The organism is Mesorhizobium sp. LSJC269B00, assembly GCF_000502815.1.
Taxonomy (GTDB): domain Bacteria; phylum Pseudomonadota; class Alphaproteobacteria; order Rhizobiales; family Rhizobiaceae; genus Mesorhizobium.
The window spans coordinates 188154-210839 of the sequence record NZ_AYVN01000006.1; the positions used below are offsets into that span (position 1 = coordinate 188154).

General features: G+C 63.4%; 20 protein-coding genes. 12 read left to right on the forward strand and 8 right to left on the reverse strand.

From position 1 onward, the window contains the following. The first annotated feature begins 24 nt into the window (after nt 1-24). On the forward strand, nt 25-1695 hold the full coding sequence (locus X771_RS147025) for a long-chain fatty acid--CoA ligase (protein WP_245262667.1): 1671 nt from the start codon (nt 25-27) through the stop codon (nt 1693-1695). A 28-nt stretch (nt 1696-1723) separates the two neighbouring features. After that, nucleotides 1724-2431 carry a 50S ribosomal protein L11 methyltransferase gene (locus X771_RS147020; protein ID WP_031198174.1) on the forward strand — a complete coding sequence of 236 codons (708 nt, stop codon included), beginning with the start codon at nt 1724-1726 and terminating at the stop codon, nt 2429-2431. Nucleotides 2432-2515: 84 nt separating this feature from the next. Here the strand turns inward: X771_RS147020 and X771_RS1000000168200 are convergent, their stop codons facing one another. The 3 genes from X771_RS1000000168200 to pgi form a co-directional block, all read right to left on the reverse strand. Further along, a complete protein-coding gene (locus tag X771_RS1000000168200) occupies nt 2516-2737 on the reverse strand; it encodes a hypothetical protein (protein ID WP_155922478.1) in 222 nt (73 codons plus the stop codon). A 69-nt stretch (nt 2738-2806) separates the two neighbouring features. Then, the gene (locus X771_RS147015) at nt 2807-3538 is read right to left on the reverse strand and encodes an HAD family hydrolase (RefSeq protein WP_023688783.1); all 732 of its coding nucleotides are present in this window, start codon (nt 3536-3538) and stop codon (nt 2807-2809) included. Further along, nucleotides 3535-5142, reverse strand: coding sequence for a glucose-6-phosphate isomerase (pgi, locus tag X771_RS147010; protein WP_245260274.1), 1608 nt, complete (start codon nt 5140-5142; stop codon nt 3535-3537). Before pgi ends, X771_RS147015 begins: the two co-directional genes overlap by 4 nt. 463 nt (nt 5143-5605) lie before the next feature. On the opposite strand from pgi, the gene X771_RS147005 reads away from it, so the two are divergent. Further along, entirely contained in the window at nt 5606-7099 is a 1494-nt protein-coding gene (locus tag X771_RS147005) for a PLP-dependent aminotransferase family protein (protein WP_023669484.1), read from the forward strand. A gap of 206 nt (nt 7100-7305) precedes the next feature. Then, on the forward strand, nt 7306-8925 hold the full coding sequence (locus tag X771_RS147000) for a trimethylamine methyltransferase family protein (RefSeq protein WP_023688785.1): 1620 nt from the start codon (nt 7306-7308) through the stop codon (nt 8923-8925). A gap of 28 nt (nt 8926-8953) precedes the next feature. Here the strand turns inward: X771_RS147000 and X771_RS0134320 are convergent, their stop codons facing one another. Further along, a complete protein-coding gene (locus X771_RS0134320; RefSeq protein ID WP_031202784.1) occupies nt 8954-9340 on the reverse strand; it encodes a hypothetical protein in 387 nt (128 codons plus the stop codon). 140 nt (nt 9341-9480) lie between these two features. Next, nucleotides 9481-11286, reverse strand: a complete 1806-nt coding sequence (locus X771_RS146995) for an IlvD/Edd family dehydratase (protein ID WP_023688786.1) — start codon at nt 11284-11286, stop codon at nt 9481-9483. 143 nt (nt 11287-11429) lie between these two features. Here X771_RS146995 and X771_RS146990 point away from each other — a divergent pair, with 143 nt between their 5' ends. Beyond that, nucleotides 11430-11888: a carbon monoxide dehydrogenase subunit G gene (locus X771_RS146990; protein ID WP_023688787.1), complete on the forward strand. Its 459-nt coding sequence runs from the start codon at nt 11430-11432 to the stop codon at nt 11886-11888. A 160-nt stretch (nt 11889-12048) separates the two neighbouring features. On the opposite strand, the gene X771_RS146985 is transcribed toward X771_RS146990, so the two are convergent. From X771_RS146985 to X771_RS146975, 3 genes are all read right to left on the reverse strand, one after another. Then, on the reverse strand, nt 12049-13239 hold the full coding sequence (locus X771_RS146985) for an Mrp/NBP35 family ATP-binding protein (RefSeq protein WP_023688788.1): 1191 nt from the start codon (nt 13237-13239) through the stop codon (nt 12049-12051). 77 nt (nt 13240-13316) lie between these two features. Further along, nucleotides 13317-14321 carry an inorganic phosphate transporter gene (locus tag X771_RS146980; RefSeq protein WP_023688789.1) on the reverse strand — a complete coding sequence of 335 codons (1005 nt, stop codon included), beginning with the start codon at nt 14319-14321 and terminating at the stop codon, nt 13317-13319. A gap of 3 nt (nt 14322-14324) precedes the next feature. Then, complete coding sequence (locus X771_RS146975) at nt 14325-14966, reverse strand: DUF47 domain-containing protein (protein ID WP_023673429.1); 642 nt, start codon at nt 14964-14966, stop codon at nt 14325-14327. 158 nt (nt 14967-15124) lie between these two features. On the opposite strand from X771_RS146975, the gene X771_RS146970 reads away from it, so the two are divergent. The 7 genes from X771_RS146970 (at nt 15125) to X771_RS146940 (ending at nt 22561) form a co-directional block, all read left to right on the forward strand. Beyond that, on the forward strand, nt 15125-16024 hold the full coding sequence (locus tag X771_RS146970; RefSeq protein ID WP_023688790.1) for a LysR family transcriptional regulator: 900 nt from the start codon (nt 15125-15127) through the stop codon (nt 16022-16024). Between the two features lie 194 nt (nt 16025-16218). Continuing rightward, entirely contained in the window at nt 16219-16698 is a 480-nt protein-coding gene (locus X771_RS146965; protein ID WP_023688791.1) for a formate dehydrogenase subunit gamma, read from the forward strand. Next, nucleotides 16695-18251, forward strand: coding sequence for an NADH-quinone oxidoreductase subunit NuoF (locus X771_RS146960; RefSeq protein WP_023688792.1), 1557 nt, complete (start codon nt 16695-16697; stop codon nt 18249-18251). The genes X771_RS146965 and X771_RS146960 overlap by 4 nt, the downstream gene beginning before the upstream one ends. A 10-nt stretch (nt 18252-18261) precedes the next feature. Further along, complete coding sequence (gene fdhF / locus X771_RS146955; protein WP_023688793.1) at nt 18262-21174, forward strand: formate dehydrogenase subunit alpha; 2913 nt, start codon at nt 18262-18264, stop codon at nt 21172-21174. Between the two features lie 31 nt (nt 21175-21205). Next, entirely contained in the window at nt 21206-21430 is a 225-nt protein-coding gene (locus tag X771_RS146950) for a hypothetical protein (RefSeq protein ID WP_023688794.1), read from the forward strand. Beyond that, on the forward strand, nt 21430-22257 hold the full coding sequence (gene fdhD, locus X771_RS146945) for a formate dehydrogenase accessory sulfurtransferase FdhD (RefSeq protein WP_031202786.1): 828 nt from the start codon (nt 21430-21432) through the stop codon (nt 22255-22257). The genes X771_RS146950 and fdhD overlap by 1 nt, the downstream gene beginning before the upstream one ends. Continuing rightward, the gene (locus X771_RS146940; protein WP_023688796.1) at nt 22247-22561 is read left to right on the forward strand and encodes a formate dehydrogenase subunit delta; all 315 of its coding nucleotides are present in this window, start codon (nt 22247-22249) and stop codon (nt 22559-22561) included. Before fdhD ends, X771_RS146940 begins: the two co-directional genes overlap by 11 nt. Nucleotides 22562-22686: the final 125 nt, after the last annotated feature.

Here is a 22686-nt window from a genome sequence, read left to right on the forward strand (position 1 = left end):
ACGCTGACGGCGCTTGCCGCGGGCTTGCCGGAAAAGCCATGGCTAAAGAGCTATTCGAAAGTCGTGCCGGCGGAGATCGGCGCCCTGCCCTACAGTTCGATCGGCGACTTCCTCGTCGGCGCCTGCAAGCAGTTTTCCGGCCAGCCGGCATACGTCTGCATGGGCAAGTCGATCTCCTATGCCGAACTCGAGCGGCAATCGGCCGCCTTCGGCGCTTATCTGCAATCGAAGGGCCTGCAGAAAGGCGCACGCGTGGCGCTGATGATGCCGAATGTGCTGCAATATCCGGTGGCGATGATGGCCGTGCTTCGCGCCGGCTATGTCGTGGTGAACATCAATCCGCTCTACACGCCGCGCGAGCTCGAACATCAGCTCAAGGATTCCGGCGCGCAGGCGATCGTCATTCTGGAGAATTTCGCCAGCACCCTGGACGCGGTGATTGCCAGGACGGCGGTCAAGCATGTGGTGGTCGCGGCGATGGGCGACATGCTCGGCGGCCTCAAGGGCACGATCGTCAACCTGGTCGTGCGCCGGGTGAAAAAGATGGTGCCGGCCTGGTCGCTGCCCGGCCATGTCAAGTTCAATGCGGCGGTGAAGGCCGGCGCCGGCATCGCCTTCAAGCCGGCCAAGATGGAAGCCAGCGACGTCGCCTTCCTGCAATATACAGGCGGCACCACGGGGATTTCCAAAGGTGCTGTGCTGCTGCACTCCAATGTGCTGTCCAATGTCGCGCAGAACACGCTGTGGCTGCAGGACGCCTATGCGATCAAGCCGAAACCGGCGCATCTCAATTTCATTTGCGCACTGCCGCTCTACCATATCTTCGCGCTGACGGTGAACGCGCTGATGGGCATGCAGCAGGGCGCCCAGAACGTGCTCGTTCCCAACCCGCGCGACATTCCCGGCTTCGTCAAGGAGCTGCAGAAATACCCGATGCACATTTTCCCCGGCCTCAACACGCTGTTCAACGCGCTGCTCAACAACGAGGATTTCCGCAAGCTCGACTTCAAGCCGCTGATCATGACGCTGGGTGGTGGCATGGCGGTGCAGAAGGGGGTTGCCGAGCGCTGGAAGGCGCTGACCGGCAATTCGATCACCGAGGGCTACGGGCTGTCGGAGACCTCGCCGGTGGCGACCGCCAACAAGTTCAGCGACAGCAATTTCACCGGCACGATCGGCCTGCCGCTGCCGTCGACCGAGATCGTCATCCGCGACGATGACGGCAACAACCTGCCGCTCGGCGAGGTCGGCGAGATCTGCATTCGCGGGCCGCAGGTCATGGCCGGTTACTGGAACCGGCCGGACGAGACCGCCAAGGTGATGACCAAGGACGGGTTTTTCAAATCCGGCGACATGGGCTTCATGGACGAGCGCGGCTACACCAAGATCGTCGACCGCAAGAAGGACATGATCCTGGTCTCCGGCTTCAACGTCTACCCCAACGAACTCGAGGAAGTCGTCGCCCAGCATCCGGGCGTGCTCGAAGTGGCGGCGGTCGGCGTGCCGGACGAGCATTCGGGCGAAGTGCCGAAGCTGTTCATCGTCAAGAAGGATCCGGCGCTGACCGTTGAGGCAATCACTGCGTATTGTCGCGAGAACCTGACCGGCTACAAGCGGCCGAAATACATCGAGTTCAGGACCGAGCTGCCGAAGACGCCGGTGGGCAAGATTTTGCGCCGGGCGCTGCGGGAATAATTTGAACGGCGAGCCTGGCGACGGCGGGATGGCGGACGATAGTCGGCGTCCCGATGCAGTAGTGTTCATCAAGGCGAACCTGCGGCTTGCGCCCGTTCCCGCCCTTCGTGAAATCCAGCTCTATACGGCTCATTCCGGCAGCGGCCTGAGGCGGCTTGTCGAGTGGCGAGCTCATGGACCGGAAGACGGCAGCCAGACCGAGGAGCACGAAGCTGAGCCGCAGCCGCCCTACTGGGCCTATGCCTGGGCCGGCGGCGCCGTGCTGGCGCGCTATATACTCGACCATCCGCAAATCGTGGCCGGTCACCGCGTGCTCGACCTCGGCGCCGGCTCGGGCCTCGTCGGCATCGCCGCCGCCAAGGCCGGCGCCAGCGCGGTGATCGCCGCCGAGAGCGATCGCAACGGCGTCGCCGCGATCGGCCTCAACGCGTTGGCCAACGGCGTCGAGATCACCATTGTCGACCAGGATATCACCACGGGCCCGCCGCCAGCGGTCGATCTCGTGCTTGCCGGCGACGTGTTCTACGGCCGCGAGGTTGCTCTGCGGGTGATCCCGTTCCTCGACCGCTGCCTGGCAGCCGGCATCGAGGTGCTGGTCGGCGATCCCCGCCGCGCCGATCTGCCGCTGTCGCGGCTACGATTGCTCGCCGAATATCAGGTGCCGGATTTCGGCGACGCAAAGGGTGATGTGACCAAGCCGAGCGGTGTGTTTTGGTTCGAGCCGGAAGATTGCTAGCGCGACGCGGCAAAGCCCAGTCGCTCTGAATGGCCGGATTCTACTCATTGTGGACAAACCTCAAGGGGCAGAAAATAGATTGGATTAGCCGTTGATAGGAGAAGTCGAATGGCGTGGATTAAAGTTGTTCAACGTATCGGCTTCATAGTTTGCCCAAAGTGCGAAAATCGCGGCTTCGAGCTTCAGCCTGGCGAAGACATCGATAACGCAAGCGCCAAGATCAGGTGCGGCAGATGCGGGTACGTTTGCTCTGCTAATGAGTAGCCCACTATGTCCGAAAACAAACCAGAAGCTCCATAGTTTCATGGCTGCTTCCCCCAACTCGGCCATTGGCGGGGAAATCCCGAGCCGAATTGAGTTTGCCCCAGGCCCCCGTCAGACCGTCTCCTTGACCCGCGCCGACAGAAAGTCCGGCAAGTCGGCAACCGAATCCAGAACGACATCGGCGATCGACGCCAGCGATTCCCGCGTGCCGGTGCCGGAGAGCACGCCGACCGCCAGGCCGCAGCCGCCGGCACGCGCCATCTCCAGGTCGTGGCGGTTGTCGCCGACCATGGCGATCTCGGACGCCTTCAACCCGGTCAGGTCGCAAAAGGCGACGATCGTGTCCGGCGCCGGTTTCGGATTGGCGACCGCGTCATAGCCATAGGCGGCGGTGAACAGCTGCGCGACGCCGAGCGTGACCATGGTCTTTTCGGCACCGGCAGTCGAATCATTGGTGGCGACGCCGAGCCGGTAGGATCGCTTGTGCAGAGCCGTCAGCGCCGCGACGATGCCGGGCAAGGCCACCGCCATCGATGAGCCTTGCACCGAGGTGATCTCGTTGAAACGGGCGACGGCCAGCATCTGGTCCTCGTCGGACAGGCGCGGGAACCATAGTTCGACGACATCCATGTTGGTGCCCGAGGCGAAGATGGAATCCGGCTTGAAACGCTTGGCGACAAAATCGAAGCCCGCCGCTGAAAGCAGCCTGTCGGCTTTCCAGCGATCGCCCTCGGCAGCATCCATGGCCATGAAATCGGCGATGCCGAGCCAGGTCGCGTTGAAATCGACAAGCGTGCCGTCCTTGTCGAACAATATGCCCTTGATGTCGGCCGGATTTTTCATTGCGCCCCCCGCAGTTGCTGGATGCGCGCCACCAGCCCGGCCGTCGATGCGTCGCGCTTGGCGGCGCTCTCCTTGCCTTCCACGACTGGCAACAGGCCGGTCGCCAGCTCCTTGCCGAGCTCGACGCCCCATTGGTCGAAGGAATTGATGTTGAACAGAGTGCCTTCGACGAAGACGCGGTGCTCGTAAAGCGCGATCAGCCGGCCGAAGGTGCGCGGGTCGAGCTTGCGGTAGAGGATCGTCACCGAGGGGCGGTTGCCGGAGAAGACGCGGTGCGGGGCTATTCTGTCGACATCGGCCGGCTTCATGCCCTTGGCCAGCATCTGCGCGCGAGCCTCGTCCAGCGTGCGGCCCTTCATCAACGCTTCCGATTGGGCCAGGCAATTGGCAAGCAGTAGATCGTGCTGGTGCTTCAGATCCGGCTCATGGCCGACGGCAGCGGCAAGGAACTCGACCGGGATGGAATCGGTGCCCTGGTGCAGCAGCTGGAAGAAGGCGTGCTGGCCATTGGTGCCGGGCTCGCCCCAGACCAGCGGTCCGGTCGGCGTCGTCACCGGCGTGCCGTCGAGGGTGACGCCCTTGCCGTTCGATTCCATGTCGAGCTGCTGCAGATAGGCCGGCAGCCTGGAAAGGCGCTGGTCATAAGGGATGACCGCACGCGCCGGATAACCGCAGATCACGCGATGCCACCAGCCGACCAGCCCCAGCAGCGCCGGCAGGTTCTTCTGCAGGGGTGCGGTGCGGAAGTGCTCGTCCATCTCATGCGCGCCATCGAGGAAGGCGCGGAAGTTGCGCGGGCCGATGGCGATCATCACCGGCAGGCCGATGGCGCCCCACAGCGAATAGCGGCCGCCGACCCAGTCCCAGAAGCCGAACACGCGATCCGCTTCGATGCCGAACTTGGAAACCAGGTCGAGCGCGGTCGAGACGGCGGCGAAATGCTTGCCGACAGCTTCCTTGCCGAGCGCCTTCTGCACCCATTCGCGCGCCGTCTCGGCATTGGTCATCGTCTCGACCGTGGTGAAGGTCTTCGAGGCGATGATGAACAGGGTGGTTTCGGCCGACAGGCCCTTCAGCGTGTCGTGGATATGGGCGCCGTCGATGTTGGAGACGTAGTGCGCGCGCGGGCCGTCGTGATAGGGCGCCAGCGCCAGCGTCGCCATGGCCGGGCCGAGATCGGAGCCGCCAATGCCGATGTTGACAATGTCGGTGATTTTCTTGCCGGTGGCGCCGGCGGCCTTGCCGGAGCGAATGGCGTCGGCGAAAGCGCCCATGGCGTCGAGCACGGACAGCACATCCGCCTTGACGTCCTGGCCATCGACGGTGACGCCCTTGCCCGAGAGGTTGCGCAGCGCCGTGTGCAGCACGGCGCGGTCTTCGGTGATGTTGATTTTCTTGCCGGAAAACATTGCGGCGCGGCGACCTTCGAGATCGGCGGCGGCGGCGAGCTTCTCGAGCAGTTCCATCGTGCCCTGGTCGACCGCGCATTTCGACCAGTCGAGCAAAAGGTCGCCGTCGCTGGCCGAGAACGTCTCGAAGCGCTTGGGGTCGGCGGCAAAAGCCTCGCGCATCGTACCCGATGCCGCCGCGCGCGCAGCACGCAAGGCGACAAGCTGTTTGTCGAAGGAGGAATGATCCACTTTCGGCTCCTGATCGTTTTTCACGACATCTTATCAGACCGGATGTTTCCGGCGCGTGTCGTCGCGCTGATCTTATTGAGCCGAATTCCGCATGTTTCAATGCGTGGGGATGACGCAGTGCAGCATAGTGCGATGTGATGGAGCTATGACGCTGCGCGCCGCGCTGGATGATTTGATGGGAGTAGCGACGACGCTGCGCGTCGCGCTGGGGATAATGAGGCGCGACGACGCTTCGCATCGCGCGGGCGTCCGCGCTGCGGGATGACGCAAGCGTCACCCGGGGATGCGACGACGCTGCGCGTCGCGCATAGATCACTGGCATAAATCCCAGCGATCAGAAAAATTGATTGGCGCAACCCCTTGTGCCACGGTTACCTTCCGCTGGTCCAGCCAAGCAAAAAAGACTGGCCATCGAGGAACACCTTCCATGCCACAGCGTAACGACACGGCCATATGGTCCGGCCTGTTCCGGATTTCGGCGGAATCGGGCCAGACCCTGCAGGCGCAGATCCGTCAGGCGATCGTCGCCGCCATTCTCGACCGGCAGATCGCCGCTTCGATGCCGCTTCCGTCCTGCCGCATCCTGGCTGAAAAACTCGGCGTCGCGCGCGGCACTGTGGTGCTGGCGTTCCAGCAATTGGTCGACCAAGGTTTCCTGGTGGCGCGCGAACGGCGCGGCCATTTCGTCAATCCGGATGTGCTGGCCACCCCCGCCAAGCCGCACCAGAAGGCGCCCGACCAGCAGAACGAGATCGACTGGAAGGCACGCCGGCAGATCGCCGCCAGCGACATGCCGCCACCGGCCAAGCACGACAACTGGATCAAGTCCTCCTACCCCTTCGTCTACGGCCAGTTCGACCCGGCGCTGTTCCCGACAGCCGAATGGCGTGAGTGCAACCGCATGGCGCTGGCCGTGCTCGAAATCCGCAACTGGGCCTCCGACATGGTCGATCGCGACGATCCGCTCTTGATCGAGCAGATCCAGGCGCGGCTGTTGCCGCGGCGCGGCATCTTCGCCAATCCGGACGAGATCATCGTCACGCTGGGCGCCCAGAACGCGCTCTATATGCTGGCGACACTGCTGATGACAAAGGGCTCCAAGGTCGCGATGGAAGACCCGGGATACCCCGACGCGCGCTCGATCTTCCGCTTGGCAGGCGCCGAAATCCAGCCGGTTCCGGTCGATCAGTCCGGCATCGTCACCTCGTCCATTCCCAACGATTCCGGCTTTGTCTTCGTCACCCCCAGCCACCACTGCCCGACCATGGTGCCGCTGTCGGCGGAGCGGCGGCAGGACCTTCTGGCGCGCGCCAACCGCCACAACCAGATCATCATCGAGGACGGCTATGACAGCCAGCTTCTCGACGAGGCGCCGCAGCAGGCGCTGAAGAGCCTCGATCGCTCGGGTCGCGTCGTCTATGTCGGCTCGATGTCGAAGACGCTGGCTCCGGGCCTGCGGCTTGGCTACATCGTCGCTTCGGCTGGACTAATCTCCGAGCTCAGGGCGCTGCGTCGCTTCATGCTCAGGCACCCGCCGGCCAACAACCAGCGCGCGGTCGCGCTGTTCCTGTCGCTCGGCCATCACGAAGCCCTGGTGCGGCGGCTGTCGTCGGCCTTCGACGAGCGGCGCAAGCGTCTGGTCCATGCGATTTCCGCATTCCTGCCGGAATGGCGCTCGACCGATTCGGCCGGCGGCACATCGCTCTGGCTGGAAGGCCCGCGCGGCACCGATTCACGTGGACTGGCCGAGGCCGCGGCCTCGCGCAGCGTCATCATCGAGCCGGGCGATCGCTTCTTCGATCGCACCGAAAAGCCGTCGCGTTTCATGCGCTTGGGCATTTCCTCGATCGCGCTGCAGCACATCGAGCCGGGTATTCGCGAGCTCGCGACCGCGGCCGGACGCAGGCCCGCGGCAGCCTGATTTGCCTGTGCCGGAGCTTTGAACAGCCCCGGCCCTTGGCATGATCACCAACATTCTGCATTAGATCTCTGGCATACTCGGCTGCGTTGACTGGCCCATAGGCTGGGCCAATGGCAACGGCATAGTCGGCTGACAGAGGGACGAAGCAAGCCGACGGTGGACCAATCATCGCGTCGTGTTTCGCAAACTAAAGGTGGAGTGCCCCCATGTCAGTGGCTGTTGAGAAGCAGGATGCGGCTCTTAAGGATGCGGCTCCTAAAGATACATCGGCCGACCAGCGTACGCGACGATCCGGCGGGCGCGAAGCGCGCCGCGCCATGCGGGCCGCACCGCTTGCCGACGATATCCGGCCGGTGCGCGCCGGCCTCGAAGGCGGCAGCTACGGGCCGCTCAACCAGAACGACCAGGAGCGCATCCATGAAGCGGTGCTGACGCTGCTGGAGACCGTCGGCTTCGCCAATGCCATTCCCTCCTGCGTCGAGGCGCTGACCGGGGTCGGCGCCGTCTATGGCGATGACGGCCGCGTCCGTTTCCCACGTGGGCTTGTGATGGACACGATCAGACGAGCCGCGCGGAATTTTACGCTGCACGGCCAGGACCCGAGGCATGACATGCTTATCCAGGGCAAGCGCGTGCATTACGGCACGGCGGGTGCGGCGGTGCATCTGGTCGATGTCGAAAAGCGCGAATACCGCGAGTCGCTGGTGCAGGACATTTATGATGCCGCTCGCCTCGTCGAAGGGCTCGACAACATCCATTTCTTCCAGCGGCCGATGGTGCCGCGCGACATTCCCGATCCGCTCGAAATGGACTTCAACACGCTCTACGCCTGCGTGATGGGCACGTCGAAGCATGTCGGCACCTCGTTCACGGTGCGCGAGAACGTGCAGCCGGCGCTGGAAATGCTTTATGCGATCGCCGGCGGCGAGGAGAACTTTCGCGCCCGGCCGTTCGTGTCAAACTCCAATTGCTTCGTCGTGCCGCCGATGAAGTTTGCCGAGGACGCCTGCGGCGTGCTCGAAGCCTGTGTCGACGGCGGCATCCCGATCCTGCTTCTATCGGCCGGCCAGGCCGGCGCCACCGCTCCCGCGGCGATTGCCGGCGCTGTGGTGCAAGCGGTGGCCGAAGTGCTGGTCGGCCTCATCTACGTCAACGCCATCAAGCCCGGGCATCCGGCGATCTTCGGCACCTGGCCGTTCGTCTCCGACCTGAGGACCGGCGCCATGTCGGGCGGCTCGGCCGAGCAGGCAGTACTGACTTCGGCCTGCGCGCAGATGGCGCAGTTCTACGATCTGCCGGGCGGCTCGGCCGCCGGCATGACGGATTCGAAACTGCCCGACATCCAGTCCGGCTATGAAAAGGGGATCACCGACGTGATGGCCGGTCTTGCCGGCCTCAATCTGGTCTATGAATCGGCGGGCATGCACGCCTCGCTGCTCGGCTTTTGCCTGGAGAGCCTGATCATAGACAATGACATGCTGGGCCACTGCCTGCGCTGCGTGCGGGGCATCGAAGTGACCGACGAAGCGCTGTCGATCGACACCATCACCGAAGTCTGCATGAATGGCCCAGGCCACTATCTCGGCAACGAGCAGACGCTGCGCCTGATGCAGACCGAGTATTTTTACCCGGCCGTCGGCGACCGCTTTTCGCCCAAGGAATGGAACGAGAAGGGCCGGCCCGACATCTTGCAGCGGGCGATCATCGAAAAGAAGCGCGTGCTTGCCGAGCGCTTCCCGCGCCATGTGCCGAAGCTGCTCGACGACAAATTGCGCGCCCGCTTCGGCGAGATGATCAAGCTGCCACGCAGCGGCATGGGCGGGTAAGCTTCACCTTACGTAGGTCAGTCCGCACTTAACCCAAGCGCTCGACCACTTCGGCGCTGATCAGCTTGCCATGCAGCGCCATCAACACGATCTGGGCATCCAGGCTGTCGCCGGTTTCAAGCGCAGCCTCGATGCGGCGCTCAGCGTCCAGCCGCCGCTCCGGCCCATTGGCCTGCTCGAAGGTTTGTGGGCCCGCGATGCAATAGCCAAACAGCTGCGCCACGGACCGGTAGGCGTCCGGCGGCGGCTCGTCCGGCCAATAATCCTTCATCAAATTGACGATGGTGAGCTTTACCCCCTCAGGGACAAGCGCCGGATGAAGATCGGCGCCGCGCAGCGCGGTGTCGAGTTCCCGCAAATCGCCGGAGCGGCCGAACATGCCGAGGAAACCGAGGGAAGAGCGCCGCTTCGTCATTGATGGGTGTTATCCCTCGTGCAGGACCTATCGAGACGACGTATCTGTAGACTTGGCCCAATCGATACAAGAGCGCTGCCATGAGAAAAGGCGGCCTACCCGATGGCAAGCCGCCTTCGATTTCACCAAACTTGCAACGCTTAGTGGTTGTCCCTCGGCACGCCGCTGGTGTGCGCGACGTCCTGGTATTTCACCGCCGGCTTCAGCACCATGCCCTCCGAGAACTGGTCGACCATGGAGCGCTGGATCTCCTGCCATGGCGTCTGATGCTTGGGATAATGATAGCCGCCATCGACCTGCAGTTCGGCACGGCGGCGCGTGATTTCCTCGTCGGTGACGAGGATGTTGGCAGTGCCTTTCCGTAAATCGATGCGCACACGGTCGCCGGTCTTGAGCAGCGCCAGGCCGCCGCCAATGGCGGCCTCCGGCGAAGCGTTGAGGATAGACGGCGAGCCGGATGTGCCCGACTGGCGGCCATCGCCGATGCAGGCCAGCGCGTGAATGCCCTTCTTGATGAGATAGGCCGGCGGCTGCATGTTGACGACCTCGGCGCCGCCGGGATAGCCGATCGGGCCGGCGCCGCGCATGAACAGGATGGTGTGCTCGTCGATGCCTTGCGCCGGATCGTCGATGCGGGCGTGGTAGTCCTCGGGACCATCGAAGACCATGGCATTGCCCTCGAAGGCTTCCGGGTCGTTCGGGTTGGAGAGATAGCGTTCGCGGAATTCCGGCGAGATGCCGCTCATCTTCATGATTGCGGAATCGAACAGATTGCCGCTGAGATTAATGAAGCCGGCATTGGCCTTCAGCGGCTCGGCGACGGTGCGGATGACGTCGGTGTTCTCGTTGGCGACATCCTTGCAATTGTCGCCGATCGATTTCCCGTTGACGGTCATCGCTTCGGGATAGGGCAGCAGCTTGGCCTTCATCAGTTCGGCCACCACAGCCGGCACGCCGCCGGCATGATGATAGTCTTCGCCGAGATATTCGCCCGATGGCTGCAGATTGACGATGAGCGGCACATGGAGGCCGACCGTCTGCCAGTCGTCATTGGTGAGCGGCACGCCGAGATGACGGGCAATCGCGTTGAGGTGGATCGGGGCATTGGTCGAGCCGCCAATCGCCGAATTGACGACAATGGCGTTCTCGAAGGCCTTGCGCGTCATGATGTCGGACGGCTTCAGATCCTCATGCACCATCTCGACGATGCGCTTGCCGGTCTCATAGGAGATCTGGCCGCGCTCGCGGTAGGGTGCGGGAATGGCGGCCGAACCCGGCAATTGCATGCCGAGCGCCTCTGCCAGCGAGTTCATCGTGGTGGCGGTGCCCATGGTGTTGCAATAGCCGGTCGACGGCGCCGATGAGGCGACGATGTCCATGAACTCGTCATAGTCAATCTCGCCGGCGGAGAGCCGCTGGCGCGATTCCCAGACGATGGTGCCGGATCCCGTGCGCTTGCCTTTGTGCCAGCCATTGAGCATCGGTCCGACCGAAAGTGCTATGGCCGGAATATTGACGGTGGCCGCCGCCATCAGCAGCGCCGGCGTGGTTTTGTCGCAGCCGATGGTCAGCACGACGCCGTCGAGCGGATAGCCGTAAAGCACTTCGACCAGGCCGAGATAGGCAAGGTTGCGGTCGAGTGCCGCGGTCGGGCGCTTGCCGGTCTCCTGGATCGGATGGCACGGGAATTCGAAGGGGATGCCGCCCATCGAGACGATGCCTTCGCGCACGCGCTTGGCCAGTTCGATATGGTGGCGGTTGCACGGCGACAGATCCGAGCCGGTCTGGGCGATGCCGATCAGCGGCTTGCCCGACATCAACTCGGCCCGCGTCAGGCCGTAGTTCAGGTAGCGCTCGAGGTAGAGCGCGGTCATGCCTGGATTGTCGGGATTGTCGAACCACTCCTGCGAGCGAAATTTCTTCTTTCCGGTGGGGGCGCCTGCCATCATGGTCTCCGTATTTGTAAGACAAATCGATATGGCAACGCGCGGAAGCAGGCAAGAGGGCGCACCGTCGCAACCGGACTTTGGTGCGATAGACACAGACCAGACCGTGCGTTAGGCCTTCGAAGTCTGTCCGGGAGGTGTCGATGGCTTTGGTGATCGAAGGCGAGGAACGCATTGCCGCCCCCCTGCAGAAAGTGTGGGACGCGCTGAACGACCCGAAGGTTTTGCAGGCGACCATTCCCGGCTGCCAGCACCTGGAGATGAAATCGCCGACCGAAATGGCGGCGACGGTGGTGTTGAAGATCGGACCGATCAAGGCGACATTCAACGGCGAGGTGACGTTGAAGAACCTGAAGCCGCCGCACTCCTACACCATCCAGGGCGAGGGCAAGGGCGGTATTGCCGGCTTCGCCAAGGGTGGCGCCGACGTGACGCTGACGGCGGACGGGCCGGATGCGACGGTCCTCAAATACGCGGCCAAAGCCGAAGTCGGCGGCAAGATCGCCCAACTCGGCAGCCGGCTCATCGAATCGACTTCGAAGAAGCTGGCCTTGCAGTTCTTTTCAAGCTTTGGCGAGAAGGTGGGTTCCCCTCCCCCTTGAGGGGAGGGTGCCTCGTGAAGCGAGGCGGGTGGGGTCGCCTCAACTGCCTCAACGTGAGTTGAGCTGCCTCGACTTGTAAAGAAATAGCGTCGAGCGTGTCACCGCGGACCCCACCCGGCCCTTCGGGCCACCCTCCCCTCAAGGGGGAGGGATATCCGAGCTACTCGAACACGATGTTCGGCACCGCCGCTTCGGCCGCGCCGCGTTCTTCGTTGACCCGGTCCCAGACCTTCGAAGCAATGCCGCGATAGATCTTCGCCTCGGCGCTGTCTGGCTTCGACGCCACCACCGGAGCACCTTCATCAGAACTTTCGCGAATGCCCATTTCCAGCGGCACTTCGCCGAGGAAGGTCACGCCGAGTCGCTCGGCCTCGCGCCGCGCCCCGCCATGGCCAAAGATGTCGTAGCGCTTGCCGGTATCGGGGGCTATGAAATAGCTCATGTTCTCCACGATGCCGAGCAGCGGCACGTCGACCTTCTTGAACATATTCAATCCTTTGCGGGCGTCGATCAGCGCCAGGTCCTGCGGCGTCGAGACGATGACGGCGCCGGCCAGCGGCACCTGCTGGGCCATGGTCAGCTGGGCGTCGCCGGTGCCGGGCGGCATGTCGACGACGAGCACGTCGAGGCGGCCCCATTCGACCTCGCGCAGCATCTGCGTCAGCGCCGACATCACCATCGGACCGCGCCAGATCATCGGCGTCTCCTCGTCGACGAGGAAGCCCATCGACATCACCTTAAGGCCGTAATTCTCCATCGGTTTCAGGATCTTGCCGTCGACGGTCTGCGGCCGGCCATGGATGTTGAGCAGCCTGGGCATGGACGGGCCATAAATATCGGCATCGAGCACGCCGACACGCAAACCGTTGGCGGCGAGGCCAAGCGCGATGTTGACGGCGGTGGTCGACTTGCCGACGCCGCCCTTGCCGGACGCCACCGCGATGATCGCCTCGATGCCGGGCACGCCGCGCTTGCCCGAGCTTTGCGAGGCCGGGGCGTGCGGGGCTGGAGAGTGTGGAGCTGGGCGCGGCGCGGCTGGCGCAGCCGGGGGTGCCGGCCTGGGCGCGGGACGCGACGCAACCGGAGCCTCCATGCCGCCGCCCTTCTTCTCCGCCGTCAGCGCGACGACGGCGCCGGCGACACCAGGGATCGCCTTGACGACACGCTCGGCTGCGGCGCGCAGCGGCTCCATCTCCTGTGCACGGGCGGCGGGAACGGTGATCGAGAAAAACACTTTCGAATCGGCGATGAAAATCTCCGAAACCATGCCGAGGTCGACGATGTTGCCGGTGAAGTCCGGCCCGTTGACCGTCTTCAGACGCTCGGTGACGATTTCCTTGGTGACGGACATGCATTGTTCCCTAAGGCGTTTGGCTGCGGCTCAGATAGTGCAGATTGGCAGCGACTCCAAGCACCACAGTGTCCGCCTCACCTTGCCAGGCCAACCGCAAGGTAGGTGAGTGCCGAAATTGCAGCCGTGGCCGGCAAGGTGACGATCCAGGCGATGACGATGTTGCCGGCAATGCCCCAGCGCACGGCCGAGACGCGACGGGCAGCGCCGACACCGATGATGGCCCCGGTGATCGTATGGGTGGTCGACACGGGAACGCCAAGCCAGGTGGCGGCAAACAGGGTGATGGCGCCGCCGGTCTCGGCGCAGAAGCCCTGCATCGGGTTCAACCGGGTGATCTTCGAGCCCATCGTGTGGACGATGCGCCAGCCGCCGAACAAAGTGCCGAGCGCCAGTGCTGTCTGACAGGTGAGGACGACCCACAGCGGCACGTAGAACGTCCCGCCGAGCATACCTTGCGAATAGAGCAGCACGGCGATGATGCCCATGGTTTTCTGGGCGTCGTTGCCGCCGTGCCCTAGCGAATAAAGCGAGGCCGAAAAGAACTGCATGACGCGGAAAGTGCTGTCGACGGCGAACGGTGTCTGGCGCACGAACAGCCAGGAAACGGCCAGGATCAGGACCAGCGCCAGAACAAACCCTGTCGCCGGCGACACGACGATTGCGGCGACCGTCTTGCCAAGCCCGGTCCAGACGATGGCGCCGGGCCCAGCCTTTGCAACGCCGGCGCCGACGAGCCCGCCGATCAGGGCATGCGAACTGCTGGACGGGATGCCGGCAATCCAGGTGACGATGTTCCAGACGATGGCGCCGACGAGCGCCGAGAAGATCACCGCCGGCGTGACGATGCTGACGTCGACGATACCTTTTCCCACGGTTTCAGCCACGTGAAGGCCGAAGAACATGAAGGCGATGAAATTGAAGAAAGCCGCCCACAGGACCGCATATTGTGGTCTCAGCACGCGGGTGGAGACGATGGTGGCGATGGAGTTCGCCGCATCGTGCAGGCCGTTGAGAAAATCGAAAAACAGCGCGACGGCGACAAGGCCGATCAGCACGGGAAAGGCGATGGTGGCTTCCATTGCCTAAACGTTCTCGATGACGATGCCGCTGATCTCGTTGGCGACGTCCTCAAAGCGGTCGACCACCTTCTCCAGCTGGCCGTAGATCTCCGAGCCGATCAGGTAGGCCATCGGATCGCTGCGGCCATGCCGCTTGAACAGGTCCTTCAATCCCTGCTCATGCAGATCGTCGGCGCGGCTTTCGACGCGCATGACCTCTTCGGCGATGGCGTTGAGGCGTACCGTGTGCGTGCCGACCTTGCTGAGCAGCGGGATCGCTTCGGCAACCAGCCTGGAGGCGGCAACGATGACGCCGCCCATCTCCTGCATCAGCGGGTCGAATTCCTTCTTTTCGAACAGCTTCACCGTCTTGACGGTCTTGTGCATCATGTCGATGGCGTCATCCATTGACTGGATCAGGTCCTTGATGTCGCCGCGATCGAAAGGCGTGATGAAGGAACGCCGCACCGCCAGCAGGACTTCGGCCGTGATATGATCGGCCTCGTCCTCGAGATCGATGATCTTCTGGCACCAGCGATCGATGTCCTTGCCCTGCAGAAGCTGCTCCAGCGCCTCGGCGCCGCCGACCACGGTGCGGGAATGCCGTTCAAAGAGGTCGAAGAAGCGATCTTCGCGCGGCAAAAGCTTGCGGAACCAGCCCAGCATGTCCGATCTCCTCGTATTCCATCCAACCACATAGCGCCGTGTTCGGCCGGGGGAAACAGCCAGCCGGCCCAAAGATGTGGATGCATGGCCAATTGCGGGTAGAGCTTGCGGCGAAAGGCAATTTCCCCGACCTTGCGCGCAACGAACGGACGGATGGGATGATCGACAAGCTCGAATTCTTCATCGCGCTGGCCAAGGAGGAGCATTTCGGCCGGGCGGCGGAAGCGTGCGGCGTCACGCAGCCGACCTTGTCGGCCGGGATCAAGCAGCTGGAGGGCCAGCTCGGCGTCATGCTGGTCAATCGCGGTTCGCGCTTTCAGGGGCTGACGCCGGAAGGCAAGCAGGTGCTGGTGTGGGCGCGTCGCATCGTCGGCGATTCCAGGACCATGCGCGAAGAGATGCGGGCGGCGCGACATGGCCTGTCCGGGCGTATCCGTATTGCCGCCATCCCAACCGCCCTCGCCATGGTGGCGCGGCTGACGACGCCATTTCGCGAGAAGCACCCGGGCGTCACCTTCTCTATCCTGTCGCGCACCTCGATCGAGGTGTTGTCGCTGCTCGGCAATTTCGACGTCGATGCCGGCATCACCTATCTCGACAACGAGCCTCTCGGACGGGTGACCAGCGTGCCGCTCTATGACGAGCGCTACCAACTGATCACGGCGGTCGGAAATCCCTATTCGGATCGCGACAAAGTGACATGGGCCGAAATCAGCCAGCTGCCGCTCTGCCTGTTGACGCCGGACATGCAGAACCGCCGCATCATCGACCAGCATCTGGCCGAGGCCGGCGTGCAGGTGCGGCCGACACTGGAATCCAACTCGATGATCGTGCTGTTCTCCCACATACGGACAGGCAAATGGTCGTCGATCATGCCGCTCAACCTGGCGGAAACATTCGGTTTTTCCGAGCCGATCCGGGCCATTCCGATCGTCGAACCGGATGCCAGCCACACGGTCGGGCTGGTCGCCGCGCCGCGCGAACCGCACACGCCGCTGGTGCAGGCGCTGCTGGACGAGGCGATGGCGCTGGCAGACGATTTCCGCGCCAATCGCTGAGCTAGTCATAACTGGTCAATCGGCGCGATAGAAATTTCCTATCGTGCAACGAAACCGCTTTATTGATTTCAGAGGTTTTCTCTGATTTCTTAAGCACTTAGCGATTAAGCGGCGTAGGCATGTCGTTGTTCCAAAACCGCTTCATGCTTTTGGACGATTATATGCATCGATCGCTACGATAGGGAGGGCGCTGCGTGACGATGCAGCCTGCAAGTACCGAGATACAGTCGCGCACGGCGGCGATCATCCAGGAGTTGAAGGGCCTCGAAGGCCCCCTGCTGCCGATCCTGCACGAGATCCAGGAAGAATTTGGCCACGTGCCGCAGGACGCCGTGCCCGTCATCGCCGATGGGTTGAACCTGTCGAGGGCCGAAGTGCATGGCGTCGTGACCTTCTATCATGATTTCCGTGCCCGGCCGGCTGGCCGGCATGTGCTCAAGCTCTGCCAGGCGGAAGCCTGCCAGTCGATGGGTTCGGATGCGATCGCCGCAAAGGTCAAGCAGTTGTTGGGCATCGATTTCCATGAGACCACCCGCGACGGATCGGTTACACTTGAGCCTGTCTATTGCCTCGGGCTGTGCGCCTGTTCACCGTCGGCGATGCTGGATGGTGAGGTGATCGGGCGGCTCGATGACGAGAAGATCGAAGAGATCGTCGGGGAGGTACGCTCATGATCCCGCGCATCTACATTCCCGGTGACTCCGGCGCGCTGGCGCTCGGCGCCGAAAAGGTCGCCAAGGCTGTTCGTGCGGAACTGGCTGAACGGGGCGTCGAGGCCAAGATCGTCCGCAACGGCTCGCGCGGCGCCTATTTCCTCGAACCGATGGTCGAGGTCGCGACCGAAAAGGGCCGCGTCGCTTACGGGCCGGTCAAGCCATCGGACGTCAAGAGCCTGTTCGACAGCGGCTTTCTCACCGGCGGCCATCACAAGCGCTGGCTGGGCGCGCCCGACAAGATCCCGTTCCTGGCCAAACAGACGCGCCTGACGTTCGCGCGTTGCGGCATCAACGACCCGCTATCGCTCGACGCCTACAAGTCACTGGGCGGGCTGAGGGGCCTGCAGAACGCGGTGGCCATGGCGCCGCTCGACATCGTCAAACAGGTCACGGAATCGGGCTTGCGCGGCCGCGGCGGCGCCGGCTTCCCGACCGGCATCAAGTGGAAGACGGTGCTCGATACGACATCTGACCGCAAATACATCGTCTGCAATGCCGACGAGGGCGACAGCGCCACCTTTGCCGACCGCATGATCATGGAGGGCGACCCCTTCGTGCTCATCGAAGGCATGACGATTGCCGGCATCGCCACCGGCGCGACCAAGGGGTTCGTCTATATCCGCTCGGAATATCCGCATGCGGTGGATGTCATGAACAAGGCTGTCGAGGTCGCCCGCAAGGCAGGCGTGCTCGGCGTCAGCGTGCTGGGTTCGCCCAACGCCTTCGACATGGAAATCCGCGTCGGCGCCGGCGCCTATGTCTGCGGCGAGGAAACGTCGCTGCTGAACAGCCTTGAAGGCAAGCGCGGCGTGGTCCGAGCCAAGCCACCGCTGCCGGCAATCCAGGGTCTGTTCGGCAAGCCGACGGTGATCAACAACGTCATCAGCCTAGCCTCCGTGCCCATCATCATGGACAAGGGTGCGGCCTTCTACAAGGATTTCGGCATGGGCCGCTCGCGCGGCACGATCCCGATACAGATCGCCGGCAACGTCAAATTCGGCGGCCTGTTCGAGGCGGCCTTCGGCATGACGCTGGGCGAAATCGTCGACGATATCGGCGGCGGTACGGCCACTGGTCGCCCGGTGAAGGCGGTGCAGGTCGGCGGCCCGCTCGGCGCCTATTTCCCGCGCGGCCTGTTCGACACGCCGTTCGACTACGAAGAGTTCGCGAAGCGCGACGGGCTGATCGGCCATGCCGGCATCACCGTGTTCGACGACACGGCCGACATGCTGAAGCAGGCGCGCTTTGCCATGGAGTTCTGCGCCATCGAAAGCTGCGGCAAGTGCACGCCCTGCCGCATCGGCTCGATACGCGGGGTGGAGACCATCGACCGGATTGCCGCCGGCATCGAGCCGGAGAAGAACCTGGCTCTGGTCACCGATCTCTGCAACACGATGAAGTTCGGATCGCTCTGCGCGCTGGGGGGCTTCACGCCCTACCCGGTGATGAGCTCGATCACCCATTTCCCCGAAGATTTCAAGCCCGCGCCGGCGCGCGTGGCTGCTGAATAGGAGCTGGCAGATGAATATCAAGGCCGACTTCCCGACACTCATCGAAGAACTCGATTACGGAACCCCGGAATCGAAGGCGCAAAAGCAGGTTACGCTGATCGTCGACGGCCGCAGCATCAGCGTGCCGGAGGGTACGTCGATCATGCGCGCGGCGATGGAAGGCGGGGTCGAGATCCCAAAACTCTGCGCTACCGACATGCTGGACTCGTTCGGCTCCTGCCGCGTCTGCCTGGTCGAGATCGACGGGCGCGGCGGCACGCCGGCATCCTGCACGACGCCCGTCGGCGAAGGCATGGTGGTGCGCACGCAATCCGAGCGGCTCGACGCCATCCGCCGCGGTGTCATGGAGCTTTACGTCTCCGACCACCCGACCGGCTGGGACGAGAAGGCCGGCACCGGCGCCAGCGAGTTCGACGTTGTGGCGAAATCGGTCGGCCTGACCGAGAACCGCTTCGGCATCGAGGGCCGCAACCACGTCAAGCAGGAAAACGGCGTCGCGCCCGGCCATGGCTCGCTGGCGGTCGACTACATCGCCCGCGACGAGTCCAACCCATATTTCACCTATGATCCGGCGCAATGTATCGTCTGCTCGCGCTGCGTGCGGGCCTGCGAGGAGGTGCAGGGCACCTTCGCGCTGACGATCGAGGGCCGCGGTTTCGAATCGCGCATGGTCGCCGGCATGCACGAGGATTTCATCGCCTCCGAATGCGTATCCTGCGGCGCCTGCGTGCAGGCCTGTCCGACCGATGCGCTGCGTGAAAAGACCGTGCTTGAGAAAGGCATGCCCGAGCGCTCCGCCGTCACCACCTGCGCCTATTGCGGCGTCGGCTGCTCGTTCAAGGCAGAAGTGAAGGACGACGAAGTCATTCGCATGATGCCCTACAAGGACGGCAAGGCCAACCACGGCCACTCCTGCGTGAAGGGCCGTTTCGCCTATGGCTATGCCACCCACAAGGACCGCATCCTGTCGCCTATGATCCGGGAAAAGGTCAGCGATCCCTGGCGCGAAGTGAGTTGGGAAGAGGCCATCGCCCATACGGCCAAGGAATTCCGCCGTATCCAGTATCAATACGGCCGCACCTCGATCGGCGGCATCACGTCCTCGCGATGCACAAATGAAGAGACCTATCTGGTGCAGAAGCTTGTGCGCCAAGGCTTCCGCAACAACAATGTCGACACCTGCGCCCGCGTCTGCCACTCGCCGACCGGCTACGGCCTCGGCCAGACCTATGGCACCTCGGCCGGCACGCAGGATTTCGATTCCGTCGACTTCACCGATGTCGCCGTCATCATCGGCGCCAATCCGGCTTCCGCGCACCCGGTGTTCGCCTCGCGGCTGAAAAAGCGGCTGCGCCAGGGCGCCAAGCTGATCGTGCTCGATCCGCGCCGCACCGAAATGGTCAAGTCAGCGCATATCGAGGCCGACTATCACCTGCCGCTGAAGCCCGGCACCAACGTGGCGGTGCTGACGGCGCTGGCGCATGTCATCGTTACCGAAGGGCTTTTCGAGGAAGCCTTCATCCGCGATCGCTGCGACTGGGCGGAGTTCCAGGATTGGGCTTCTTTCGTCGCCTTGCCGGAAAACAGCCCCGAAATCGTCGGCAAGCTGTCCGGCGTCGACCCCGAACTGATCCGGGGTGCTGCGCGCCTCTATGCCAAGGGCGGCAATGGCGCGATTTATTATGGCCTTGGCGTCACCGAACACAGCCAGGGTTCGACCACGGTTATGGCTATCGCCAACCTTGCCATGGCGACCGGCAATATCGGCCGTCCCGGCGTCGGCGTGAACCCGCTGCGCGGCCAGAACAACGTGCAGGGTTCCTGCGACATGGGCTCATTCCCGCACGAACTGCCAGGCTACCGCCACATCTCGGGCGAGGCGGTGCGTGACATCTATGAGAGCCTTTGGGGGGTGAAGCTCGACGACGAACCCGGCCTGCGCATCCCCAACATGCTGGATGCCGCCGTCGACGGCTCGTTCAAGGGCATCTACATCCAGGGCGAGGACATTCTGCAGTCGGACCCTGATACCAAGCATGTCGCGGCCGGCCTGGCGGCGATGGAATGCGTGGTCGTGCACGACCTGTTCCTCAACGAGACCGCCAACTACGCGCATGTCTTCCTGCCGGGCTCGACCTTCCTGGAGAAGGACGGCACTTTCACCAATGCCGAGCGCCGCATCAACATGGTGCGCAAGGTTCTGGAGCCGAAGGCGCGCTACGCCGACTGGGAAGCGACACAGGAGCTTGCCCGTGCGATCGGGCTGGACTGGAACTATCAGCATCCCTCCGAGATCATGGACGAGGTTGCAAAAACGACGCCGAGCTTCGCCGGCGTGTCCTTCGAGCTGCTCGACCGTGTCGGATCCGTGCAATGGCCCTGCAACGAGAAGGCGCCGCTCGGCACACCGATCATGCATATGGATGGCTTCGTGCGTGGCAAGGGCAAGTTCATCCGCACTGAATATGTCGCGACCGACGAGCGGACCGGGCCGCGTTTCCCGTTGCTGCTGACCACCGGCCGCATTCTCAGCCAGTACAATGTCGGTGCACAGACAAGGCGCACCGAAAACGTCATGTGGCACTCGGAAGATCGGTTGGAGATCCATCCGCACGACGCCGAGAACCGCGGCCTGCGCGATGGCGACTGGGTGCGGCTGACCAGCCGTTCGGGCGAGACGACGCTGCGTGCGCTGATCACCGACCGGGTGTCGCCGGGCGTGGTCTACACCACCTTCCACCATCCGGACACGCAGGCCAACGTCATCACCACCGACTTCTCCGACTGGGCGACCAATTGTCCGGAGTACAAGGTGACCGCAGTGCAGGTCGGCGCGTCGAACGGACCTTCGGACTGGCAGCGCGACTATAACGAGCAGGCCGAGCAGAGCCGCCGCATCGCTCCGCTACAGGCGGCGGAGTAACTGGGTAGACTCGCCGCCGGAGGAAACAAGAGTGACTCAAAAGGAAGCCTACGAAACGCTTCTGCGCCTATGTGAGAAGCAAGGCGCCGACCTGAACCAGTTTTTGTTCGATATCCAGGGACATGCTTCCGAGGAGGATTTCAACAACCTTCGCCGCATTGTCGCGTACATAATGGGCTACGGGCATCATAAGGCCTATGAATCCATCGCGCGCGATGTTCCGGAACTGACACCGGATTGGATGAAGGGACCCTGATGCGCTCCCGCCAGCCAATCAGCCAGATCTCTCGCCTCGCCCACCGTGCAAGTGGCACCGCGGCGGCCAACCGTATGGTGCCGGAGGAGACGCCGGTGGCGTTCTCCTTTGCCGGCACCACCCATGCGGTGATGATGGCAAGCCCGGCCGACTTCGAGGATTTTGCGCTCGGCTTCTCGCTGACCGAAGGCATCATCGGCTTGCCTGACGAGATCGAGGCGATCGAGGTTGAGGACCATGGCGCCGGCATCGATATCCAGATCCGGCTGAAGGACCAGGCCAATACGCGCTTCGAGGCGCGACGCCGGCGCTTGGCCGGCCCGGTTGGCTGCGGGCTGTGCGGCATCGAATCCATCGAGGAAGCGATGCGCTCGGTCGACAAGGTTGATGCGTCCAAGCTTACGCTTGAAGCCGACGACATCACCCGTTCGGTAAAGCTTTTGTCGAAGGTGCAGCCTCTGCATTCCGAGACCGGTGCAGTGCATGCCGCAGGGTTTTATGTGCCCGGCAAGGGCATCGTAGTGGCGCGCGAGGATGTCGGCCGGCACAATGCGCTGGACAAACTGGCCGGCGCGCTGGCCAAGGCCGGCATTGACGGTGCATCGGGCGCGGTGGTGGTGACATCACGCGTCTCGGTGGAGATGGTGCAGAAAACGGCGGCGATCGGCTCCGCCTTCGTCATCGCCGTGTCGGCGCCGACAGCCCTTGCCATCCGCACCGCCGAAGAGGCCGGCATGACGCTGGTGGCGCTGGTGCGCGGCGACGATTTCGATGTTTTCACCCACCCGGAACGGGTGGTCTTGGGAGTTGCCCAGCATGTCGCATGACGAAGAACACATCACGAGCACCGGGGAAAAGCTGGTGCGCATGGCCAACCAGATCGCCGCCTTCTTCCATTCAAGGCCCCGCGAGGAAGGTGTGGCGGGCGTGGCCGAGCACATCAACAAGTTCTGGGAGCCCAGGATGCGCCGGCAGTTCTTCGAGATGCTGGACAGTGGCGGCGAAGGTTTTGACGAACTCGTCGTCGTGGCCTCGGCCAGGATCAAGCGGCCGAAGACCGAGGAGCAGGCCGATGTGAGCATCGGCTACGTCCAACCCACGGGTGCAGAGAGCGCCGCTCCCCAGAAATAGCCTCCCCCAGAAATGGCGGGCGAACACAGCTCGCGCCGCGGGCTATATTCCTGTCTTCTAAAGTTTGGCTGCCGCATCCGGCAGGCGTCTGCTATGGTCGACGATCAGAAATCGTCTGGCCGGGC